Origin of the sequence: Nocardia ninae NBRC 108245 (assembly GCF_007990755.1) — a bacterium.
Lineage (GTDB): Bacteria > Actinomycetota > Actinomycetes > Mycobacteriales > Mycobacteriaceae > Nocardia > Nocardia ninae.
Genome location: NZ_BJXA01000034.1, coordinates 41,600 through 60,537 on the forward strand (window position 1 = coordinate 41,600; position 18,938 = coordinate 60,537).

Annotated in this window: 17 protein-coding genes; 9 read left to right on the plus strand and 8 right to left on the minus strand. The window is 66.5% G+C overall.

The genetic code is table 11. From position 1 onward, the window contains the following. Nucleotides 1-33: 33 nt before the first annotated feature. Together NN4_RS23565 and NN4_RS23570 are read right to left on the minus strand one after the other, a co-directional pair. The gene (locus NN4_RS23565; RefSeq protein ID WP_222595143.1) at nucleotides 34-1,062 is read right to left on the minus strand and encodes a ParB N-terminal domain-containing protein; all 1,029 of its coding nucleotides are present in this window, start codon (nucleotides 1,060-1,062) and stop codon (nucleotides 34-36) included. A 348-nt stretch (nucleotides 1,063-1,410) separates the two neighbouring features. Beyond that, nucleotides 1,411-1,731, minus strand: a complete 321-nt coding sequence (locus tag NN4_RS23570) for a hypothetical protein (protein ID WP_147135305.1) — start codon at nucleotides 1,729-1,731, stop codon at nucleotides 1,411-1,413. 274 nt (nucleotides 1,732-2,005) lie between these two features. Here NN4_RS23570 and NN4_RS23575 point away from each other — a divergent pair, with 274 nt between their 5' ends. Then, nucleotides 2,006-2,842 carry an SDR family oxidoreductase gene (locus tag NN4_RS23575; protein ID WP_147135308.1) on the plus strand — a complete coding sequence of 279 codons (837 nt, stop codon included), beginning with the start codon at nucleotides 2,006-2,008 and terminating at the stop codon, nucleotides 2,840-2,842. Then, a complete protein-coding gene (locus tag NN4_RS23580; protein ID WP_222595145.1) occupies nucleotides 2,839-3,321 on the plus strand; it encodes an anthrone oxygenase family protein in 483 nt (160 codons plus the stop codon). Before NN4_RS23575 ends, NN4_RS23580 begins: the two co-directional genes overlap by 4 nt. Here the strand turns inward: NN4_RS23580 and NN4_RS23585 are convergent. Continuing rightward, nucleotides 3,299-4,804 (minus strand): SulP family inorganic anion transporter, encoded by a 1,506-nt coding sequence (locus NN4_RS23585; RefSeq protein WP_147135313.1) that lies wholly within the window; start codon nucleotides 4,802-4,804, stop codon nucleotides 3,299-3,301. The two genes, NN4_RS23580 and NN4_RS23585, sit on opposite strands and share 23 nt — an antisense overlap. Nucleotides 4,805-5,013: 209 nt before the next feature. Further along, nucleotides 5,014-5,640: a VOC family protein gene (locus NN4_RS23590; RefSeq protein ID WP_147135316.1), complete on the minus strand. Its 627-nt coding sequence runs from the start codon at nucleotides 5,638-5,640 to the stop codon at nucleotides 5,014-5,016. 168 nt (nucleotides 5,641-5,808) lie between these two features. Here NN4_RS23590 and NN4_RS23595 point away from each other — a divergent pair, with 168 nt between their 5' ends. Then, complete coding sequence (locus tag NN4_RS23595) at nucleotides 5,809-7,143, plus strand: glycosyltransferase 87 family protein (protein WP_246181038.1); 1,335 nt, start codon at nucleotides 5,809-5,811, stop codon at nucleotides 7,141-7,143. Here the strand turns inward: NN4_RS23595 and NN4_RS23600 are convergent. Both NN4_RS23600 and NN4_RS23605 read right to left on the minus strand, forming a co-directional pair. Next, nucleotides 7,098-8,810 (minus strand): ABC transporter ATP-binding protein, encoded by a 1,713-nt coding sequence (locus tag NN4_RS23600; protein WP_147135319.1) that lies wholly within the window; start codon nucleotides 8,808-8,810, stop codon nucleotides 7,098-7,100. The two genes, NN4_RS23595 and NN4_RS23600, sit on opposite strands and share 46 nt — an antisense overlap. Next, entirely contained in the window at nucleotides 8,807-10,507 is a 1,701-nt protein-coding gene (locus NN4_RS23605; protein WP_246181039.1) for an ABC transporter ATP-binding protein, read from the minus strand. The genes NN4_RS23600 and NN4_RS23605 overlap by 4 nt, the downstream gene beginning before the upstream one ends. Nucleotides 10,508-10,759: 252 nt before the next feature. On the opposite strand from NN4_RS23605, the gene NN4_RS23610 reads away from it, so the two are divergent. The 5 genes from NN4_RS23610 (at nucleotide 10,760) to NN4_RS23630 (ending at nucleotide 15,599) form a co-directional block, all read left to right on the plus strand. Continuing rightward, on the plus strand, nucleotides 10,760-11,506 hold the full coding sequence (locus NN4_RS23610) for an alpha/beta fold hydrolase (protein ID WP_222595146.1): 747 nt from the start codon (nucleotides 10,760-10,762) through the stop codon (nucleotides 11,504-11,506). Between the two features lie 120 nt (nucleotides 11,507-11,626). Beyond that, nucleotides 11,627-13,084 carry an AMP nucleosidase gene (locus NN4_RS23615; RefSeq protein WP_147135325.1) on the plus strand — a complete coding sequence of 486 codons (1,458 nt, stop codon included), beginning with the start codon at nucleotides 11,627-11,629 and terminating at the stop codon, nucleotides 13,082-13,084. 76 nt (nucleotides 13,085-13,160) lie between these two features. Further along, a complete protein-coding gene (locus NN4_RS23620) occupies nucleotides 13,161-13,355 on the plus strand; it encodes a hypothetical protein (RefSeq protein WP_147135327.1) in 195 nt (64 codons plus the stop codon). A 279-nt stretch (nucleotides 13,356-13,634) separates the two neighbouring features. Continuing rightward, nucleotides 13,635-14,117 carry a hypothetical protein gene (locus tag NN4_RS23625; protein WP_135232787.1) on the plus strand — a complete coding sequence of 161 codons (483 nt, stop codon included), beginning with the start codon at nucleotides 13,635-13,637 and terminating at the stop codon, nucleotides 14,115-14,117. Between the two features lie 138 nt (nucleotides 14,118-14,255). Continuing rightward, entirely contained in the window at nucleotides 14,256-15,599 is a 1,344-nt protein-coding gene (locus NN4_RS23630) for a CAP domain-containing protein (protein WP_222595147.1), read from the plus strand. 63 nt (nucleotides 15,600-15,662) lie between these two features. On the opposite strand, the gene NN4_RS23635 is transcribed toward NN4_RS23630, so the two are convergent. Beyond that, nucleotides 15,663-16,538, minus strand: a complete 876-nt coding sequence (locus NN4_RS23635; protein WP_147135333.1) for an LLM class F420-dependent oxidoreductase — start codon at nucleotides 16,536-16,538, stop codon at nucleotides 15,663-15,665. 122 nt (nucleotides 16,539-16,660) lie between these two features. On the opposite strand from NN4_RS23635, the gene NN4_RS23640 reads away from it, so the two are divergent. Next, on the plus strand, nucleotides 16,661-17,296 hold the full coding sequence (locus NN4_RS23640) for a hypothetical protein (protein ID WP_147135336.1): 636 nt from the start codon (nucleotides 16,661-16,663) through the stop codon (nucleotides 17,294-17,296). A 42-nt stretch (nucleotides 17,297-17,338) separates the two neighbouring features. On the opposite strand, the gene NN4_RS23645 is transcribed toward NN4_RS23640, so the two are convergent. Further along, nucleotides 17,339-18,796 (minus strand): M20/M25/M40 family metallo-hydrolase, encoded by a 1,458-nt coding sequence (locus NN4_RS23645; RefSeq protein WP_308633335.1) that lies wholly within the window; start codon nucleotides 18,794-18,796, stop codon nucleotides 17,339-17,341. Between the last annotated feature and the right edge of the window lie 142 nt (nucleotides 18,797-18,938).

Consider the following 18,938-nt stretch of genomic DNA (forward strand, 5'->3'; position numbering starts at 1 on the left):
GGTTGATCGGCGGGGCTCGGCCGTCGAAGACTCTTACGCGGAGAAGGCGCCGCGGGTGTGCTGCTCGAGCCGCTGTGCCAGGCGTTGCAGGTCCTGGGAGCGCCGTCGGGCGAGCTCGGCGACGCGCGGCGCGCAGTGACTCGGAACATTGCCGACGACGTCGTCCCATTCGATGTCGTCATCGAACGGAAACTCCAGCCACCGCAGCAGTTTTCGCCCTGTTTCGGAGAAACGCAGCGACGGATCCTTGCGCAGCTGCTGCAGCATCTCCGCTGTGATCACCCGCTGCGGGGCCGGAGTTCGGGTATCGGACCGCTCGGCGGGTTCGGGTGTAGCCGTCGAACGCCGCGCCGAGCGGCGCAGCGGCACCGGATTCTCGCCACTGTGCAGCCGTTTGCGCACATCCTTGGCGGTGGTGACCGAGATGCCCGCTGCCACAGCCACTTTCCGCACCGACGCGGTGGGGTCGGCGGTGAACATCTCGGCGGCGCGTTGGCGGCCCTGCGGTCCGGACCGGTGCCGCACACCGTTGCGAGCGATCCGACCGGTCGACTGTGGAACTTCCACAGTCGACCGCTTGCGGATGGCGGAGACGGTCTTGGGCGAAACACCCGCGATGGCGGCGATCGCTCGATCCGACCAGTCCGGATACGACATCAGGATCCGGAGCGCGGCGGCCTTCCGCTCGGCCAGCGACAGCGGCAGGCCGTGCGCCGTATTGAGCTTGACCGCCAGCACGAACGCTTCCTCGGGACCGCCCTCGAAAAACACTGCGGCGATGGTCTTTTCGCCACGCAGCCGAGCCGCACACAGTCGATGCCAGCCGTCGACAACCTGCATCGTCGCGCGGCGCACCACAATCGGCGCCAGCGCGGTCGTCGACTCGGCGAGTATGCGGGTGTGATCGGTGTTCTCGCCCGCCGACCGTGGCGGCGAATCCGACGGCAGTAGCTCGCTGATCGGCAGTTCGACAATCTTCGAACAGTACGACGGCGAGCCCGTGAAGTTCGGTGCGGATAGGGTTCCCGCCCGGACGGAACCGACATTGCCCCCACTGGTCATAGATTCCCCTCCCGGGTTTCACATGCTTCCGATACGCCGCGCAGCCAAGTGCAGTCACGGCCACGGCGCAGGCAATCCGGTATCGAGTCCCACTTCAGGGTACTAGCGGCGCCGCCACCCTGGCTCCCCCGATCGGGGGTACCGCACCGCAGCGCCCATGCAGGTCATCGCCCCTCTATCACGACCCCCTTCCACATCGCCGCGACCCCGACAACCCCTTCGGCGGCGCCCGCTCGGGACGCCACACCGACTCTGAAAAGCTACCGCATGGAATCACTTCGGGGGTACGGGTGGCGCATCTGCGACGGGTTTCCACGAAGGTATCCGCGTTCGTTGCGGGTGAGACGTTCAGCGGGTTTTGCCCGAGAGGCGGGCGAGGACGGCTAGGCCGGTGTCGCGGATGAGGCCGTCGAGGTCGTCGATGAGTTCTTGGATCTGGGCGCCTGCGGTGCGGAAGTGTTGGGGGGTGGGGTCGGGGTGGTCGAAGGCTTCTTCGAGGTGGTGTAGGCGTAGGCCTACGTCGAAGAGGTGGCGGACCAGGCGGGCGTCGAGGTCGGCGAATTCGGTCGAGTCGATGGGTAATTCGGCTTCGAGGCGCAGGGACCGGCGAGGGGTCCGGTTCCGGGGCGGCGTATTGATGGGGCCACCGGGGTGCGACGTAGCGGCCATCGGAGTCTCCTGGTCCGGTCGAATCGAGGCGACCGGTATGCATCCGCGGCACCTTTTTCGACTCACGGACATACGGACACCACCCTACTCCCGCTCAGAGCGGATGGCTATCAGTCGAGGAGGGGCTCGACGAGTTCTCCGCTGAGCGGTCTTGATCGCGTTGGCTTTCAAAAGAATTCATCAGCCCTACAGGATGTTACGAAGCTCATATGATATGAGTACCGAATCGATATGTTACGGTTTTCGTACTATCTGACTCTCGAATGGACTCATCATGTACCTGGTGACCGGAGCGACCGGCGTCATCGGACGCCCACTCGTTGAAGCACAGCTATCGGAAGGCGTCGAGGTTCGGGCGGTGACCCGCTCTCCAGCGGAAGCAGGGTTCCCAGAAAGCGTGGAAACTGTTGCGCCCGAGGCGATTCGATCGGCAGTGCGCGGTGTTCACGGGTTCTTCGTCCATCCCCGCGCCGCCGGAAACGATACCGAGAAACTCTTGCGACTGGCCGCCGACGCAGGCGTGCGAAGAGTGGTCGTCATGTCGGCGATCAACGTCGACGACAACCCCGATCACCAACCCTCGCGCTGCAACGGCGACCGTAACACCGAGGTGGAGCGTGCCGTCACGAACAGCGACCTCCCGTGGGTTGCGGTGCGGCCCAGCTCTTTTGCGATGAACACGCTCGGGATGTGGCGTGGTCAGGTCGCCCTCGGCGACACCATCCGAGGTCCGTACGCCGGCTTCGCCGAGGCGGTGATCCACGAACGTGACGTCGCCGAGGTGATCGCCCGTGCGCTCGTGGACGATTCACTGCTCGGCAGAAGAATCCCCATCACCGGACCAGCGGCCCTCAGGTTCGACGAGATGGTGCCGATCGTCGGCGCGGCGATCGGCAGGCCGCTGCGGTTCGAGGAGGTCCCGGCCGACCTGGCGGCCGCAGCCATGATCCGAAATGGCCTCGACGAGCGGTTCGTTCGGGCATTGATGGCGCGCTACCAGCGCGAGCTGGCGCGGCCGGCGGCGGTCAGCACCGAGATCGGCACGATCCTGGGCCGCCCCGCCCGTACCTTCGCCACCTGGGTCGCCGACCACACGGGGGCATGGTCATGAACTACGCCCGCTTCGCCAGCCTGCTGTTCGCTGGGCTTTTCGCCGGATTTCTCACCGGCGTAGCAATTCTGGAGCTCTCCCTGCGCGGATTCGATGCCACGGTCTACACGCAGGTCAGGCTGGTCGAGCTCGATTCGCTGGACAAGCTGGCCGTCGCCACGCTGCTACCCGCGGTGCTGAGCACGGCGGTATGGGCCTACCGAACGAACACCCGATGGCCGACCGTGTCCGCACTCGCGCTACTCGTCTTCGTCTTCGGCCTCACGCTGCTGATCAACCTGCCGATCAACGCCGACCAGCTCGAATGGAACGCCCAGTCCCCGCCCGCCGACTGGTCCGAGGTGCGGGACCGCTGGCAGCTCGCGCACGCCGTCCGAACGGCCGCCGCCATCCTCGCCTTCGGCATCTTGGCCTACTCCGCGTCTTGGCCCAGCCGAGCCGATAACGGCAAAGGCGTCAGAGCGCGACGTGGCCGCTGAGCCGTTCATGCCGTTCTCGCGACGCCGCATTGAGCCCGATGATCTCCACCTGCTTGCCCTTGGCACGGTATTTGTGAGTGATGGCGTCCAGGGCGGCGACGGTGGAGGCGTCCCAGATGTGGGTGTCGCTCATGTCGATCACGATGTGGTCCGGGTCGCCGACGTAGTCGAACTGGGTGACCAGGTCGTTGCTGGAGGCGAAGAACAGTTCACCGCGCACCTTGTAGGTGCGAATGTCGGCGTCGGGGACCGCGGTTACCTCGGTGAAGTGGGCGACGCGATGCGCGAAGGCGACCATGGCGGTGAGCACGCCGACGATGACGCCGATGGCGAGGTCGGCGGTCACCACGGTGACGACGACCGTGAGCACCATGACGAGGGTTTCGGCGATCGGCATGCGCCGCAACGTCTTCGGCGCGACCGAATGCCAATCGAGGGTCGTCACCGACACCATGATCATGACCGCGGCCAGCGCCGCCATCGGGATGCGCGCGACCAGATCGCTCAGTGCGACGACCAGAATCAGCAGGAAGACGCCGGCCAGGAAGGTGGAGATGCGGGTGCGCGCGCCCGCGATCTTGACGTTGATCATGGTCTGGCCGATCATGGCGCAGCCGCCGATCCCGCCGAAGCAGCCGGTCACGATATTCGCCACACCCTGTCCCCAGGATTCCCGCGTCTTGTTCGACGGCGAGTCGGTGATGTCGTCGACCAGGCTCGCCGTCATCAGGGACTCCAGCAAGCCGACCAGGGCCATCGCCAGCGCGTAGGGCGCGATGATCGCGAAGGTGTCGAAGGTGAAAGGGACGTCCGGGAACATCAGTGTCGGCAGGCTGGACGGCAGCGCACCCTCGTCGCCGACCGTGGGCAGATCCAGGCCGAACGCCAGGGCCACCGCGGTGAGCACGACGATCGCCACCAGCGGCGCGGGCACGACAGTGGTGAGCTTGGGCAGGAACACGATGATCAGCAGTCCGGCCGCGACCATCGGATAGACGAGCCACGGCACCCCGAGCAGATGCGGCAGCTGAGCACTGAAGATCAGAATCGCGAGCGCGTTGACGAACCCGACCATGACGCTGCGCGGGATGAACCGCATCAGCTTCGTCACCCCGGCCACGCTCATCGCGATCTGAAACACCCCGGCAAGCAACACCGTCGCGATCAGATAGTGCAGCCCGTGCTCCTGGACCACCGGCGCGACGACCAACGCCGTCGAACCCGCCGCCCCGGAGATCATCGCGCGCCGGCCACCGGTGATCGCAATCGTGACCGCCATGGTGAACGACGCGAACAGTCCCACTTTCGGATCCACCCCGGCGAGGATGGAGAACGAGAGGGCCTCCGGGATCAACGCCAGCGCGGTGACCAGCCCGGCCAATACCTCGATGCGCAGCCGCGTCGGACTTTTTAGTGCGGACAGGACAGTCCCGTCGGCACTGCTCGTTCGTTGCGCGATGGTCACGAGGGGTGCTCCGTTCATGATCGTGCCCCACTGGACACAACCGAGCGAGCAGGGTCGAGTCAGGGGAGAGGACGGACCCTCGAGGAAGGATCTCGGGCGGCACCGGCCGGGCGGCATTGCCCGTGCGTCGGTGCTCAGCTATCGCTCAGCACGAACAACCGTACTCGCCGCCCATGGCCGAGTGGCAAGCCGAGACGGCACCGACGTGGCCTACATCTCAGCGCCGGTCAGATCTTCTCCCAGGCGAATCCGTCGAGGTCGGCGAACGGGCCGGCGTTGCTGACAATGGCGAAGCGGTGCGAGCCGGTGCCTTCCTCGGGGACGCCCGCATCCTTGGCGGCGGCACGGCGGCCGTAGAGCGCGAGCTTGATCGCGGCGGCCGGCGCATCGAACTCGACGTACTTGCTGCCGAAGCTCTTCGCCACGGTCAGGCCGTGGTCGACGTAGAACTGCTTGGTCGCCTTGACGTTGTCCACGCCGAGCAGCACGACGAAATCGTCGACCTCGCGGGTGGCAGGGCCGGTGTCCTTCTTCGCGGAGGTCGCGATCTTCCAGAGGGCGCCGTCCGGCGCCTGGATGACCCCGCCGTAACCCCAGAAGCTCTTCTTGGCCGGCTTCACCGTGGTGGCGCCCGCCTCGACCGCGGTGCCGATGAGGCTGTCGACGGTGCTCGGCTGCGACACCACGAGCGACAGGATGTAGCCGCGGAAACCGCTGGTCGGTGCCTCGGAGGTGCGGAAGCGGAGCTTGTCGCCCAGACCGAACGCGGCGGCGTAGAAGGCGGCGGCGGCGGTGGCGTCGGGCACCTCGAGGAGGACGGAGTCGATGGTGATCTGTGCAGTGGTGGTGTTCATGGCACCAACGCTATGTGCCGGGTAGTGCCCGGCGCTTCTCGATTCCTGACCGGTGTGCCGAGCCGGTTGCGGGCGTACCGGGTACCCAGTTGCGGCTGCGGTGGAAACAGCGCGGAGCTGCCACTAGCGTGGGTTGGCGCGAACGGAGTCCGATAGCTGGGAGTGGGTTTGTCGACATCGACGATCGAGCACACCGAAACGTCGTCCGCGCCGAACGTGCCCCGCAGCATCGCGCCGCCGGTGTGGTGGACGATCGTGCTCGCCGGGGTGGTCGCGGGCGGGTACTACCTGGTGCAGGTGCTCGAGCATCGGCAGGTGATGCTGCACCTGATCGATCTGAGCGTCTATCAGATCGCCGGCGATCGGGTGAGCCACGGGGTTTCGGTCTACGACAGTCCGCTACTCGGGAACACCCGGGGCGTTTGGGAATTCGTCTACACGCCGTTCGCCGCGGTGGTCTTCGTGCCACTGCGCTGGCTGCACGGGGATCTGTACACCTTCCTCGGCGGCTTCGGTAATTTCGCCATGCTGGCCGCGACCTGCTGGGCGGCGTTGTCGATGCTCGGCTATCGGCGAGAGCCGCGGCTGGCGATGGCGGCCGTGTCCATCGCCGGATTACTGCTGTGGTGCGAACCCATCCGCCAGACCATGGCGTTCGGCCAGATCAACATCTTCCTGCTGCTGCTCGTCATCGCCGATATGGCGCTGCCGGACACGTCGCGCTGGAAGGGCGTGCTGACCGGTATCGCCGCCGGTATCAAACTGACTCCTGCCTTCTTCGTGCTCTACCTGCTGGTCACCCGCCGCTATCGAGCCGCGGCGACGGCGGTGGGCGCGTGCGCCGCGACGCTGGTCCTCGGTTTCGCCGTACTGCCGAAGGATTCCGTGACGTTCTGGAGCGGCGCCTTCGTCGACCCGGCCCGCGTCGGCGTGCCCGCGAACCTGTCCAACGAATCGCTGCGCGGCATGATCGCCCGCTCCGTCGGAGTCGAAGGCGCCCACCAATTGCTGTGGCTCGCAGGCGCGGCCGCGATGGCGGCGACGTGTCTATACCTGGCGCGGCGGTTGTCCCAGACCGGGCGCGAACTCGCCGCAGTGGTGTGCGTCGGTGTCACCATGACGGCGGTCTCGCCGTTCAGCTGGGTGCACCATTGGGTTTGGCTCGCACCCCTTTTGATCTGCCTGGGCGACCTGGCGCTGCGCCGCGGCGGTCTCGTGACACCCCTGGTTTTCCTGGCGACGGCCCTCGTCACCTCCGGCGGCGTCCTCGCCTTCCTCGATCCCACCCTGGTCAGCATCTTCGACTACGCCGCCCGCGCCCATCCGACGGTGCTCTATCGCAATGCCTACATCTGGCTCACCGTCGCACTGCTCGCGGGCACCGCCCTAGCCCTTCGCCGATCGGCGGGCACGGAGCACACGCGGGCCTTCCCGTCGACTGGGCACGAGCGACAACCTCATTCGCCCACCGGGGCCAGCGAAATGTTCCAGAAGTTGGAATAGCGTCCGCCGCGCTGTAGCAGTTCATCGTGACTTCCTTGCTCCACGATCCGGCCGCCGTCCAGGAACACGATGTGGTCGGCCCGGCGCACGGTGCGCAGGCGGTGCGCCACCATGACCACGGTTCGGCCGGCCATCAGCCGCTCGATTCCCTCGTGTACGGCCGCTTCGTTCACCGGGTCGAGGGCGGAGGTGACCTCGTCGAGCAGGACGATGGGTGCGTTTTTGAGGAGGGCTCGGGCGATCGAAACACGTTGACGCTCACCGCCGGACAGTAATGCGCCGCCTTCGCCGACGTTCGTCGACCAGCCGGCGGGCAGTCGCTCGATCACTTCGTCCAGTCGCGCGGCACTGGCTGCGGCGCGCACGTCCGCCTCGTCGGCGTCGGGGCGGCCGAGGCGCACGTTGTCCTCGATGGTGCCGTCGAAGAGATAGACGTCTTGGAAGACGATGGCGATTCGCGCCATCAGTGCCTCGGTGCTGATCGAGCGGACGTCCACCCCGCCGACGCGCACTGCGCCCTTGTCTACGTCGTAGAACCGGGCGAGTAACCGGAGCAGCGTGCTCTTACCCGCGCCGGAGGGTCCGACGATGGCGAGCCGTTGTCCTTCGGGCAGCGACAACGACACGTCGTCGATCAGGGTGCGGTTGTTCTGTCGGAAGGTGATCGAGGCGAACTCCAGGTCATGGGTCACCGGCTGGATCGGGTCGTGGGGTTCCGGCAGCGGCTCGGTGCGCAACACGGTGTCGAGCCGGACCAGTTCTGCTCGCGCCCCGCGCAGTTTGCCGCCGATGTCCGACAGCGACAGCAGCGGATCGGCACAGCGGGCGGCGAGTACCAGGGTCGCCAAAAGCTCTGCGGCGCCTAGGGTTCCGCCGAGGGCGAGGTAGGTTCCGAGGATCAGCAGCGCGGTGAAAATCGCCTGCACGGCGAAAGCGAGGCCCACTGCGCCGGGCAGCGCCGACAGTGTCGAACGGCGCGCCGCACGCTGGACTTCGCGCAACGAGTGGTCGAGCAACTCGAAGCGTTCCCCGGTCCGGCCGCCTGCCCGCAGCACCGGCTGCGCCTGGAGGAATTCGATGACCCGCGCGGACGCGGAGTGGCTGCGTTCGGCGGCCTCGGCGTCGGTGACGGCCATCGAGCGGGCGGTCCAGACCTGGACTGCCACGACGACCGGGGCGGCGACCAACGCGGCCAGGCCCAGCTGCCAGTGGAAGGCGAGCAGCACGACAACGATCGTCAGGGGCGTCACCGAGGCGGAGACGAAGGGCGCCAGCAGATGTGCGGCCACACTCATCGCCTGCAGCAACCCGCGGCTGGCCAGGACGGACACCTCACCGACCCGGCCGCTGCTATACCAGCCGATGGGCAGCCGGGCCAGGTGATCGCCGAGCCGGTGATACATCCCGCGCAACAGTGCGGCGCCGACCCGGAAGCCGGACAAGTCACTGCGATAGCGCAGGATCGCGTAGCCGGCGACCGCTGCCCCGAACGCGATCAGCCAGGGCCACGCGTCGGCGGGCGTGCTGCCGAACAGCGCCCGCAGTACGGGAATCAGCAGTGCGTAGGACAAACCTTCGACCACCGCGGTGATCGTCATCAGTGCCACGGTGCGACGCATCGGCCGGGCGTACTCGTTGCCCAGCACCCGCAACAGCATTCGGATCATCGGAGCTCGTCTCCTTGTGGTGCGCCACCCTCGATCGCGCAGTGGTGGGATCGCCAGAACTCGGCGAACTTTCCGTTCTGTGTCAGCAATTCGGCAGGCCTGCCACGTTCGACGATCGCGCCGTCGGACAGCACGACGACCGTGTCCGCGTCGGCGACCGTCTCCAGTCGGTGGGCGATGACGAGAATCGTCCGATCGCCCGCGAGTGTCGCCAGCGCGCCGCGCACCGCCTGCTCGGTCTGCGGGTCGGCGAAGGCGGTCGCCTCGTCGAGCACCAGCACCGGCGCGGCGGACAGCAGCGCCCGGGCGAGTGAAACCCGTTGTGCCTCACCGCCGGACAGTTCGACATCGGTGCCGATCACCGACTCGTAACCGCGCGGCAGCTCGAGAATCCGCTCGTGGATGTTCGCCAGCCTGGCGACTCGAACCACCTCGTCGAGGTCGGCCCGGGGTACCGCGAGCGCGATATTTTCCGCGATCGAGGCGCGCAACAGACGGACATCTTGAAAGACGAAGGAGACGGTCCGGTAGAGCTCGCGGCTACCGAGCTCGCGCAGATCGACCCCGCCCACGAGCACCGCACCGTGCGTCGGGTCGAAGAACCGCGGCAACAACTGAACCAGCGTGGACTTCCCACTGCCCGACGGCCCCACGATCGCGGTGACAGTCCCCGGCTCGAGCCCCAGATCGATGCCGCGCAGCACTTCGTTGCCGGGTTCGTAACCGAATCGAACGTCCCGCAGCTCCACCCGGTGCCCGTTCGGCGCGGCCGGGTGCGCAGGCTCCGGAAGTGGCTGTACCGCAAGCACATCCTTGATCCGGCCGAGTGCCCGCCCGGCGGTCTGCATATCGTCGAACCCGTGGCCCAGCGCGGCCACCGGCGCGGTCAGACCGAGGCCGAGCAGTAGGAAGGGCAGCAGGTCGGCGGGGGTCATCGAGCCGTTCGTGACCAGCGCCGTACCGCCGATCAGCACGACGAGCAGCACGAACGGCGGCGACAGCGCCAGCTGCATGCCCGCCGCGACAGCGGAGACGCCGCGCACCCAGCGCAGGAAGGTGTCTACGAAATCGTCTGCGGCGGTGCGGAATTTACTGTGCGCGCGCCCGGATCCGCCGAAGGCCTTGACCACCGAGATGCCTTGCACGAACTCGATGACCGAGCTCGCGATCCGCCCCATGGCCGTATCGAACTCCGCCTGCTCACGCAGCCGGGCCGGCGTCATCATCAAGGGCACCAACGCGATTGCCAGCAGCACTGGAATCAGCGTGATCAGCGTCAGCCGCCAGTCGATGGTGAACAGGTAGATCAGCGAGACCAGCGGCACGACGAACGCGGAGACCAGTTCGCCGGGGGCGTGCGCGATGAACGGGTGCACGGCGCTGACATCTTCGCCGACCACCTTGGCCAGCTCGCCGGTGCGGCGCTGGGCGAACCAGCCGATCGGCACCCGGCCGAGTCGCGCGGCCAGCTGCCTGCGCAACGACAGCTGCACCTGGCTGTCGAGTAGGTGCCCGAGGCCGGACGAGGCGGCCGTGAAGAGCAGTCGGACGAACAAGCCCGCCGCGCCCGCGAGCACGACGGCCCAGACGTGGCTGTGCTCGATCGGATTGGGTGACAAAAGGATTCGCCCCAGTTCGATGACGGCGAGCAGCGGAGCCAGGCCCGCGACCGCGCCGATCACCTGAAGGATCAGCACGGCGGCAAAACTCGTGAGATGTGGCCGCAGCAGTCTCGAAATACTTTGGCCTGCTGCGGAATCAGCATTCGAGGGGGGTATGGACTGCTGCCTCGCCTCGGCAAGGTCGATCGCGGTCATCGTGCTCCCGTTCGGTTTCTATACGCGTATAAATAACGTACCTCGAGTGCTCGCGGCAAGCCATAGATCCCTCGTTCGAGGGGTGTACGCACGGACTTTTGATAACTTGCCCTCGAGACAGGGAGGCGGCCGGTGACCGATACGGACCAGCAGAGTTTCGACTACCAGGAACGGGCAGCGCTGGACCGACTGCTCCGGGAGAGCGGCGACCCTGGCACTGTCATCTCTTACGGCCCGGACCCGGATCAACTGGCGGAGGTTTTCGGCGAACCCGGTCCCACCGTGGTCCTCGTGCACGGCGGCTACTTTCGGGAGACCACCGATCGAACCCACGCTCGCCCGCTCGCCCGCGCCCTGGCCGAGGCGGGCGTACACGTCTTGCTGATGGAGTATCGGCGTACACCAGGAGACCCCATGACCGCGCTCGCGGACCTGGACCTGCTCGAGTCACGTTTGACCGAGCCGGTGCTGTGGGTCGGTCATTCCGCAGGCGGCATGCTGGCGCTGACCCGGGCTTACGAGCGCCAAGCCGCCGTCCTCGCCCTGGCTCCGGTGGCCGATCTCGCGCGCGCCTCCCGGCTGAACCTGGGCGACGGCGCGGTCACGGCCTGGATGGGCGGGACTCCCGAACAGCAACCGCGCCGATATGCGGACCTGGATCCGCAGATACGGCTGTCGTCCAAGCCGCCCGGTGTGCTCCTGGTGCACGGCAGCGACGATCAGACCGTGCCCGTCGCGCTCAGTCGGGACAGCCCGGCCGGATCGGTGGTGCTCCCGCACGTCCACCATTTCGATCTCATCGACCCCGAGTCCGAAGCCTGGGCCGCGCTATCGGAATTGGTGCGCTCGGCCTTGGCTGGGCTGCCCCGCGCGCGCTGAACTGTCGCGGCTGGTGATCGGAGCCCTCGGCGCACCTCGGACCGGCGCGAAGGCCGGCTCGCCGGCGCGGTGAAATACGGTGTCTCTACGACGGCTAACGACAACGACGCAGGGAGACACATGCCGAGTCGGCAACCAACCACCTCGTTGACCAGCGCGGACGCCTTGGACCAGCTGGAAACGCGCTATCAGCAGTCCGTCGCCGCATTGCGCGATGCGATACGGATCTTCGTCGAGAACGGCACGGTGCCCGACGACGCCGCCCGGGCCGACGGCCTGTTCGTCTATCCCGAACTGCGGATCAGCTGGGACGGCGACGCGCCGACGAAGAACCGCTCCCGCGCCTGGGGCCGCTTCACCAGACCGGGTAGCTACGCCACCACGGTCACCCGCCCCGACCTGTTGCGCCATTATCTGACGGAACAATTGGAGATGATCGAGGGCGATTACGACGTGCGGATCGAGGTGTCCCCGTCCCGGCAGGAGATTCCGTTCCCGTACGTCATCGATCGCACCGAGCTCGCGCTGGACAGCTCGATGGCCGCGGTGATGGCGCGGTATTTTCCCACCACCGACCTGGCCAGCATCGGTGACGAAACCGCCGACGGCATCTTCAATGCCATCGATACGCTGCCGCTCAGCCATTTCGACGCGCTGCGGACCGATTTCTCGCTGGCGCGGTTGCAGCATTACACCGGGACGCCGGTGGAGCATTTCCAGCCGTTCGTGCTGTTCACCAACTACACACGGTATGTCGATGAGTTCGTGCGCTGGGCGTGCGCGCAGATCGCCGACCCGGACAGTCCGTACGACAGCCTCTCGTGCGCGGGCGGCACCGTGGTCGATGCCGAAACCGTCGGCACGGCAAGCACTTCGGACGTCGCGTGGAAGAAGCATCAGATGCCGGCCTGGCATCTGCGCTCCGCCGACCGGCGCGGCATCACGCTGGTGAACATCGGCGTCGGGCCGTCGAATGCGAAGACCATCTGCGATCACCTCGCGGTGCTGCGCCCGCACGCCTGGCTGATGATCGGCCACTGCGGTGGCCTGCGGGAGAGCCAGGCGATCGGCGACTACGTGCTGGCCCACGCGTATCTGCGCGACGATCACGTGCTGGATTCGGTGCTGCCGCCCGACATTCCGATCCCCAGCATCGCCGAGGTGCAGCGGGCGCTGTACGACGCCACCAAGATCGTGAGCAACATGCCGGGTGAAGCGGTGAAGGAGCGGTTACGCACCGGCACCGTCGTCACCACCGACGATCGGAATTGGGAGCTGCGGTACTCCGCGTCGGCGCTGCGGTTCAACCTCAGCCGCGCGGTCGCCATCGATATGGAGAGCGCCACGATCGCGGCGCAAGGGTATCGATTCCGCGTCCCCTACGGCACGCTGCTGTGCGTCTCGGATAAGCCGCTGCACGGCGAGATCAAACTGCCGGGGCAGGCGAACCGCTTCTACGAAGGCGCTATTTCCGAACACCTGCAGATCGGTATCCGCGCTGTGGAATTGCTGCGCGCCGAGGGTGATCGGCTGCATTCGCGCAAGTTGCGCACGTTCAACGAACCGCCCTTCCGGTAGTCGCGGCTCAATCCGTCAGTGTCTCGGGTGCGGAAACCAGTGGCGTGCTCTCGCGAAACGCCGCCACCAGTTCCCGGTGCTCGAGACGCTGACGCAGGGCAATGCGGACGTGGTCGAGGATGGGGGCGCTGGGCCGTCGAGTGGTCGGGCCCAGGGCGGTGGTTGTGCGGCACGTCGGGTGCGGGCGTGGCTGATCTGGTCCACCGCCCACCTGGTGGCCGATCGGGGGTCCATCGTGATCCGACGTGATCAGGGCGTGATCGGACTGTGATCGCCTGTGTCGCTGTTAATCAGCCCTCAACTCGATTTTAGAATTCGACTTAGAACTCGTGGGTTGCGGTGCCGAGTTCTACCCTCGAATGCGGGATCAACAATCTGGTGGCACCGGCGAGCAAGGCCACCCGACCAACGTTGCTCGGTGGTCCCGATATGTAGCTCGAACTCGGCAGCACCGAGCCTGTGCCTTTGGGGGACAGGCGATCCGACACGCGATCGACCACTCCGAAAGAAGCGTCTCATGGGTAAGCACAGCGCACCTAGCAAAAATCAAATGCCGGCCCGATTGGCAATTTTGTCGACGGCAACGTTGATCGGCTTGGGCATCTCGGCCAATACCGGTGCGGGACAGGCTGTCGCGGAATCGACGACGACCACCACGGCCAACCCGAGCGACCACGTTGCCAAGGTTCCGGCGAAGCGGGTCATGGCGGCGAGCGGGCAGCAGGTCAGCAAGCAGACCGGCCAGCACAGCCACACGGTTCGTGCCGCGAAGCCGCCGAAGAAGAAGCAGCCCGGCGCGGGCAAGCCGAAGGCCAAGCCGGCACCCTCGCAGGATCCGTTGGCGCTGCTGAACAGCGGCAGTGCCGCGCTCGGCGGGCTGGCGAAGAGCCTCGAGACGGGCAGTGCCGCCATCACGCCGCTGGCGAAGGCGCTCAGCACCGGCAGCTCGGCAGTCACCGGTAGCGCGGCTTCCGGCAGCAAGGCGGCGGGTGGGCTGGCCCCACTGCTCGGCCTGCTCACCGGCAGCGCCTGATCCCGAGCGCCACGCGGCGGCCAACCAGCAACCAGAAGGCATTTCATGGGTAAGCACAGTGCACCGCGAAAGATTTCGCCTTTTTCGCCGGCAACAATGCTCACATTGTCCACCGCTTTCGGAGTATCAGCTTTCGCTGTGACTATTGCTGGAGCTCCTTCGGCCTCGGCGGGCCCCGACGCGCCCGCCGATGAGGTGATCAGCCTGACCAACGCTGCACGCACCAAAGCCGGCTGCTCTGCTTTGAAGTCCGACAAGCACCTCACCGAAGCCGCGCAGGCCCACACCAAAGACATGGCGGCCAGCGGAAACCTCGACCACAACTCGTCGAAGGGCGATCCGGGCGACCGGATCACCGCGGCGGGCTACAAGGCGCAGACCTGGGCAGAGAACATCGCCGAGGGGCAGACGAGTGCGTCCGAGGTCGTCGATGCCTGGATGAACAGCGAGGGTCACCGCGCGAACATCCTGAACTGCGGGTTGAAGGACATCGGGGTCGGCTACGCCAAGAGCGGAGACGGAACCCCTTACTGGACCCAGGATTTCGGTGCGTCCAGTGAGTCCGACAAGGACAAGGACAAAGACAAAGACAAGGATAAGGATAAGGACAAGCCGTCCGGTGGCGAGAAGGACAAGCCCTCCGATGGTGGCGGGAAGGACAAGCCGTCCGACGGTGGTGGCAAAGATAAGCCGTCCGATGGTGGCGGTGAAGATAAGCCGTCCGATGGAGGCGGTGCGGACGAGCCGTCCGACGGAGGCGACAAGCCGTCCGACGGCGGAGACGACACTTCCGGGCAACCTTCGGAGGAGGTCCCCTCGGAAGGCGAGGGTGACTCGTCCGAGGATCCCTGGGGCGACGGTTCGGACGAATCTTCTGATGGTGAGGGTGATTCGTCCGAGCAACCTTCGGACGACGGTTCCGAGGTCCCCTCGGAAGGTGAAGATGATTCGTCCGAGGACCCCTGGTCTGAAGGTTCGGACGAATCCTCCGACGACGCAGGCGATTCGGCTGAGGATCCCTGGGGCGACGGTGCGGACGAGTCTTCGGATAGCGGAGGTGATTCGTCCGAGGACTTTTGGGGCGACGACTCGTCCGATGACGGGGGAGACTCGTCCGAGGACCCCTGGGCTGAAGATTCGGACGAACCCGCTTACGGCGCAGGCGATTCTCCCGAGGATTCCTGGAGCGACATCTTCTCCGACGACGCAGGCGAGGGAGCCGGTGACGGCGCTTCCGATGGCTTCGACTGGTTCTCGAAAGACGGCGGAGATTCGTCCTTCGACCCGTGGAGCAACGGATTCGACGCACCGACAGGGGACGGCCTCGGCGCCCTGACCGGCGGCGGCGACGCCTTCGGCGACCTCGGTGACCTCCTCGGCGGACTCGGTGAGGCCGGCGATGCGTTCGGCGGACTCGGTGATGCCTTGGGCGGACTCGGCGGTGCGGGCGAAGGCCTCGGGGCACTGGCCGGTGGCTGGTAGCTGGTACCCCGACTCGATCGCCGAACAGGGTTCCTTCCACCCTGTTCGGCGATCACGCGTTTGTCAGCCGAGTTCGGCGAGCTGGGGGACCGCGGGTGCCATGCCGTCGATCCAGGCGGCGGGGGAGCCGGTGGTGGGGGTGACGATGACGGTGTGCGCGCCGAGGGCGGCGTAGTCGGCCATGGCGCGGACGAAGTCGTCACGGGTGTCGGGGCTCGGGCGGGGGTTGTTGGCCAGCAGAGTGATGCGGAGCTGGTTGTAGTCGCGGCCGACGTCGTCGCAGTGGCGGCGCAGTACGTCGAGCTTGTGCGCGACGTCCGCGGGGGAGGAGGCGAAGAGGTTGCAGGCGTCGCCGTACTGGGCGACCAGGCGCAGGGTCTTGCGTTCGCCACCGCCGCCGATGAGCACCTTGGGCTGGTTGATCGGCTGCGGCGAGCAGAGCGTCTCGGCCAATTGGTAGTGCTTGCCGTCGAACGGTCCGTTGTTCGCGGGGTCCCACATCTGCCGGCAGATGCGCAGTGCCTCCTCCAGCCGCTCGAACCGCTCGGCGATCGGCGGGTACGGCACGCCGAGTCCGTGGTGTTCGCGCTCGAACCAGGCGGCGCCGACACCGAGCGCGGCCCGGCCACCGGAGAGCACATCGAGCGTGGTGACGATCTTGGCGAGCAGGCCGGGGTGCCGATAGGTCACGCCGGTGACCAGCAGGCCGAGTTCGATGCGGGAGGTGTGCGCGGCCAGGAAGCCGAGCGTGGTGTACCCCTCGAGCATGTTCGCCTCGGCGGGCAGGCCGGTCGGCTCGATCTGAAAGTAGTGGTCCATGAAGGACAACCAGGTCGCGCCGGACGCCTCCGCCGCGGCGCCGACCCTGGCGAGTTCGCCGGCGATGGCCGCGGTGCCCCCGTCGATGTCGAATATCGGAAGATGAAAACCGAGCTCCATGGCACGATCCCCTCGTAAGTCGGCAACTCAGATGCCTCACGCTACGACCTGGAGTGCACTCCAAGTCAAGTGCGCCGGACCCCCGCCGCAGCGCCCGTATGCCACGGTTCAGTGGTCGGCGAATGTACGTTCGTAGATGTTCCTTCCCCTGGGAGCCGGTCGACGAGGAAGTAGGTGCGATGCACTGGGACCAGATGACCGCCACGCCCGACGAGCTGCACGAGCACGCCACGCGGGTGCGCCGCGCCGTCGGGCAGCTCGGCGTGCTCGAATCGATCATCACCGCGGCGGACGGCCCGTGGCTCGGCGCGATGGACGCCGACGGACGCGGCGCGGCCGAGCTGAAGATGCACCTGGCCGGGCGTTATCGGCTCACCGTCGTCGTGACGAGCGCCGGAAAAATCAGCCTGGTGCAGATGAACGCGCCCGCGGCGGGGCAGGCCGGCGAGCGGGTGCTCTCGTCGAAGCCCTCGATCCGGCGCGGCTGGGACGACACCGAGGAGATGCCCAAGCAGCCCGATTGGCTCGACTACGTGGTGGAGTGGGTCCGATCCGCGAGCGAGGACGTGGACCGCCGTGCCGTCATCGAATGGCGGCTGACCGGAGCCGATCTGAAGCTGGCCGCGATGAACGACACCATCGACAGCATGCGCGCCAGCCTGGCGGAGCGGGAACAGTTGCGCGACGAACTCGCGGCCGAGGTCGTGGACCTGCGGACCGAACTCGACGCGCTCGACGCGCTCGGCGCGCGGGAGTAGTGGGACGCGCCGCGATCGATCCGCGGCGCGTCCGGTCGAGACCTACTGGGAGAGTTGCTTGATCAGCCGGTAGAGGAACTCGCGGCTGGCCTCGAGGCCGGCGATCGGCGCTCGTTCGTTCACGCCGTGGATGCGACCGGCGTCGGCGGGCACCATGAACAGTCCGCTGATCCCGTACATCGGAATCCCTTTGCTGCGAGCGTATTTGCTGTCGGTGGCCCCGGTGGACATGAAGGAGCTGACTGCGGCGGTGGGGAACATTTCCTTCGTCAGCGACGTGATGGCGGACATGACCTCACCGTTGGTCGGCGAGATACCGCCTGCCGGATCCACTTTGGGCGTGATGGTCAATTTGGGCTCGGCGAGTGCCGCCCGGAACTGCTTGTCGATGTCGTCGGGGTTGTCCTGCGGCAGGATTCGGCAGTTGACGGTGGCCTTCGCCGTTTGCGGCAGCGCGTTCTCGGCTTCGCCTGCCGCCAGCATGGTGGCCACGCACGTGGTGCGCAGCTGGGCGTTGTAGTCGGGTGTCGCCGAGAGCCGATCCAACGCTTCGGGGCTGGGATTGCCCGCCGCGACTGCGCGCATGTCTTCGGCTTCCTGTCCGCTGCGCTGGGCCGCGAGCGCGCGGAAATTATCCCGGGTCGGGTCACTGATCGATGCTGGGAAGCGATACGCGGCAAGGCGATTCAATGCGGACATGAGGGTGTAGATGGCATTCTCCGGCGTCGGCACCGAACTGTGCCCGCCGGGTGCCTTGGCCTCTATCTGATAAGTGGCGTAGGTCTTTTCGGCCACCTGCACGCCTTGCAGCGCGGGCTTTCCGTCGACGAGTAGCGCCCGGCCGCCTTCGTTGAGGCCGTACTCGGCGCTCATCAGGTCGGCTTTGTTCTCCATCAACCATTTTGCGCCATTGTCTTTTCCGGCCTCTTCGTCGGCGGTCAAGGCGAGCACGATGTCGCGATTGGGCTTGAACCCTTCGCGCTTCATTTGGATCAGGTCGGAAATGAGGGCGGACACCATCGCCTTGTCATCGATCGATCCGCGGGCAGCGTAGAAGCCGTCCACCTCGGTCAGCTTGGCGGGATCGGTGGTCCAGCCGTCTTCCCGTTTGGCCTCGACTACATCGAGATGTCCCAAGAGCAGCAACGGTTTACGCTGCCCCGATCCGGTGAATCGGAGCACCAGGTTGCCCTTGCGCTGTACCGGCTCGAAGATCTGGATATCGGATTCGGCGAAGCCGGCGTCGAGCAGCCGTTGTTTGACCGCGTTCGCGGCCACCGTCGTGCTGCCGGTCGAGTGCGTGGTATCCGTTTCCACCAATTGCTTGTAGATATCGTGGAAAAGTTTCGTATTGTCTTGCGTCGTAACGCTCGACGAGCTGGTCGAAGAGTTCGAATCGCTCTTCGGAGTATCGGAGTTGCAGGCTGTTGCGGTGAGGGCCGCGATAAGTCCCAATGCGGCCACCGAAATGAGAGGATTGCGGCGACTTATATTAGACACGCTAAGAATTTAGCACGAAGCGGGGTGGCGTGTGCCCGGAATGAGTAGGCAGGTCCCACGAGTTCTGTTGTGCGCCGGGTGGTCCGGCGAAGTGGCTGGTAACGGCCCTGAGCATGGCGCGGTTGCGCTGGTCGACGAGGCC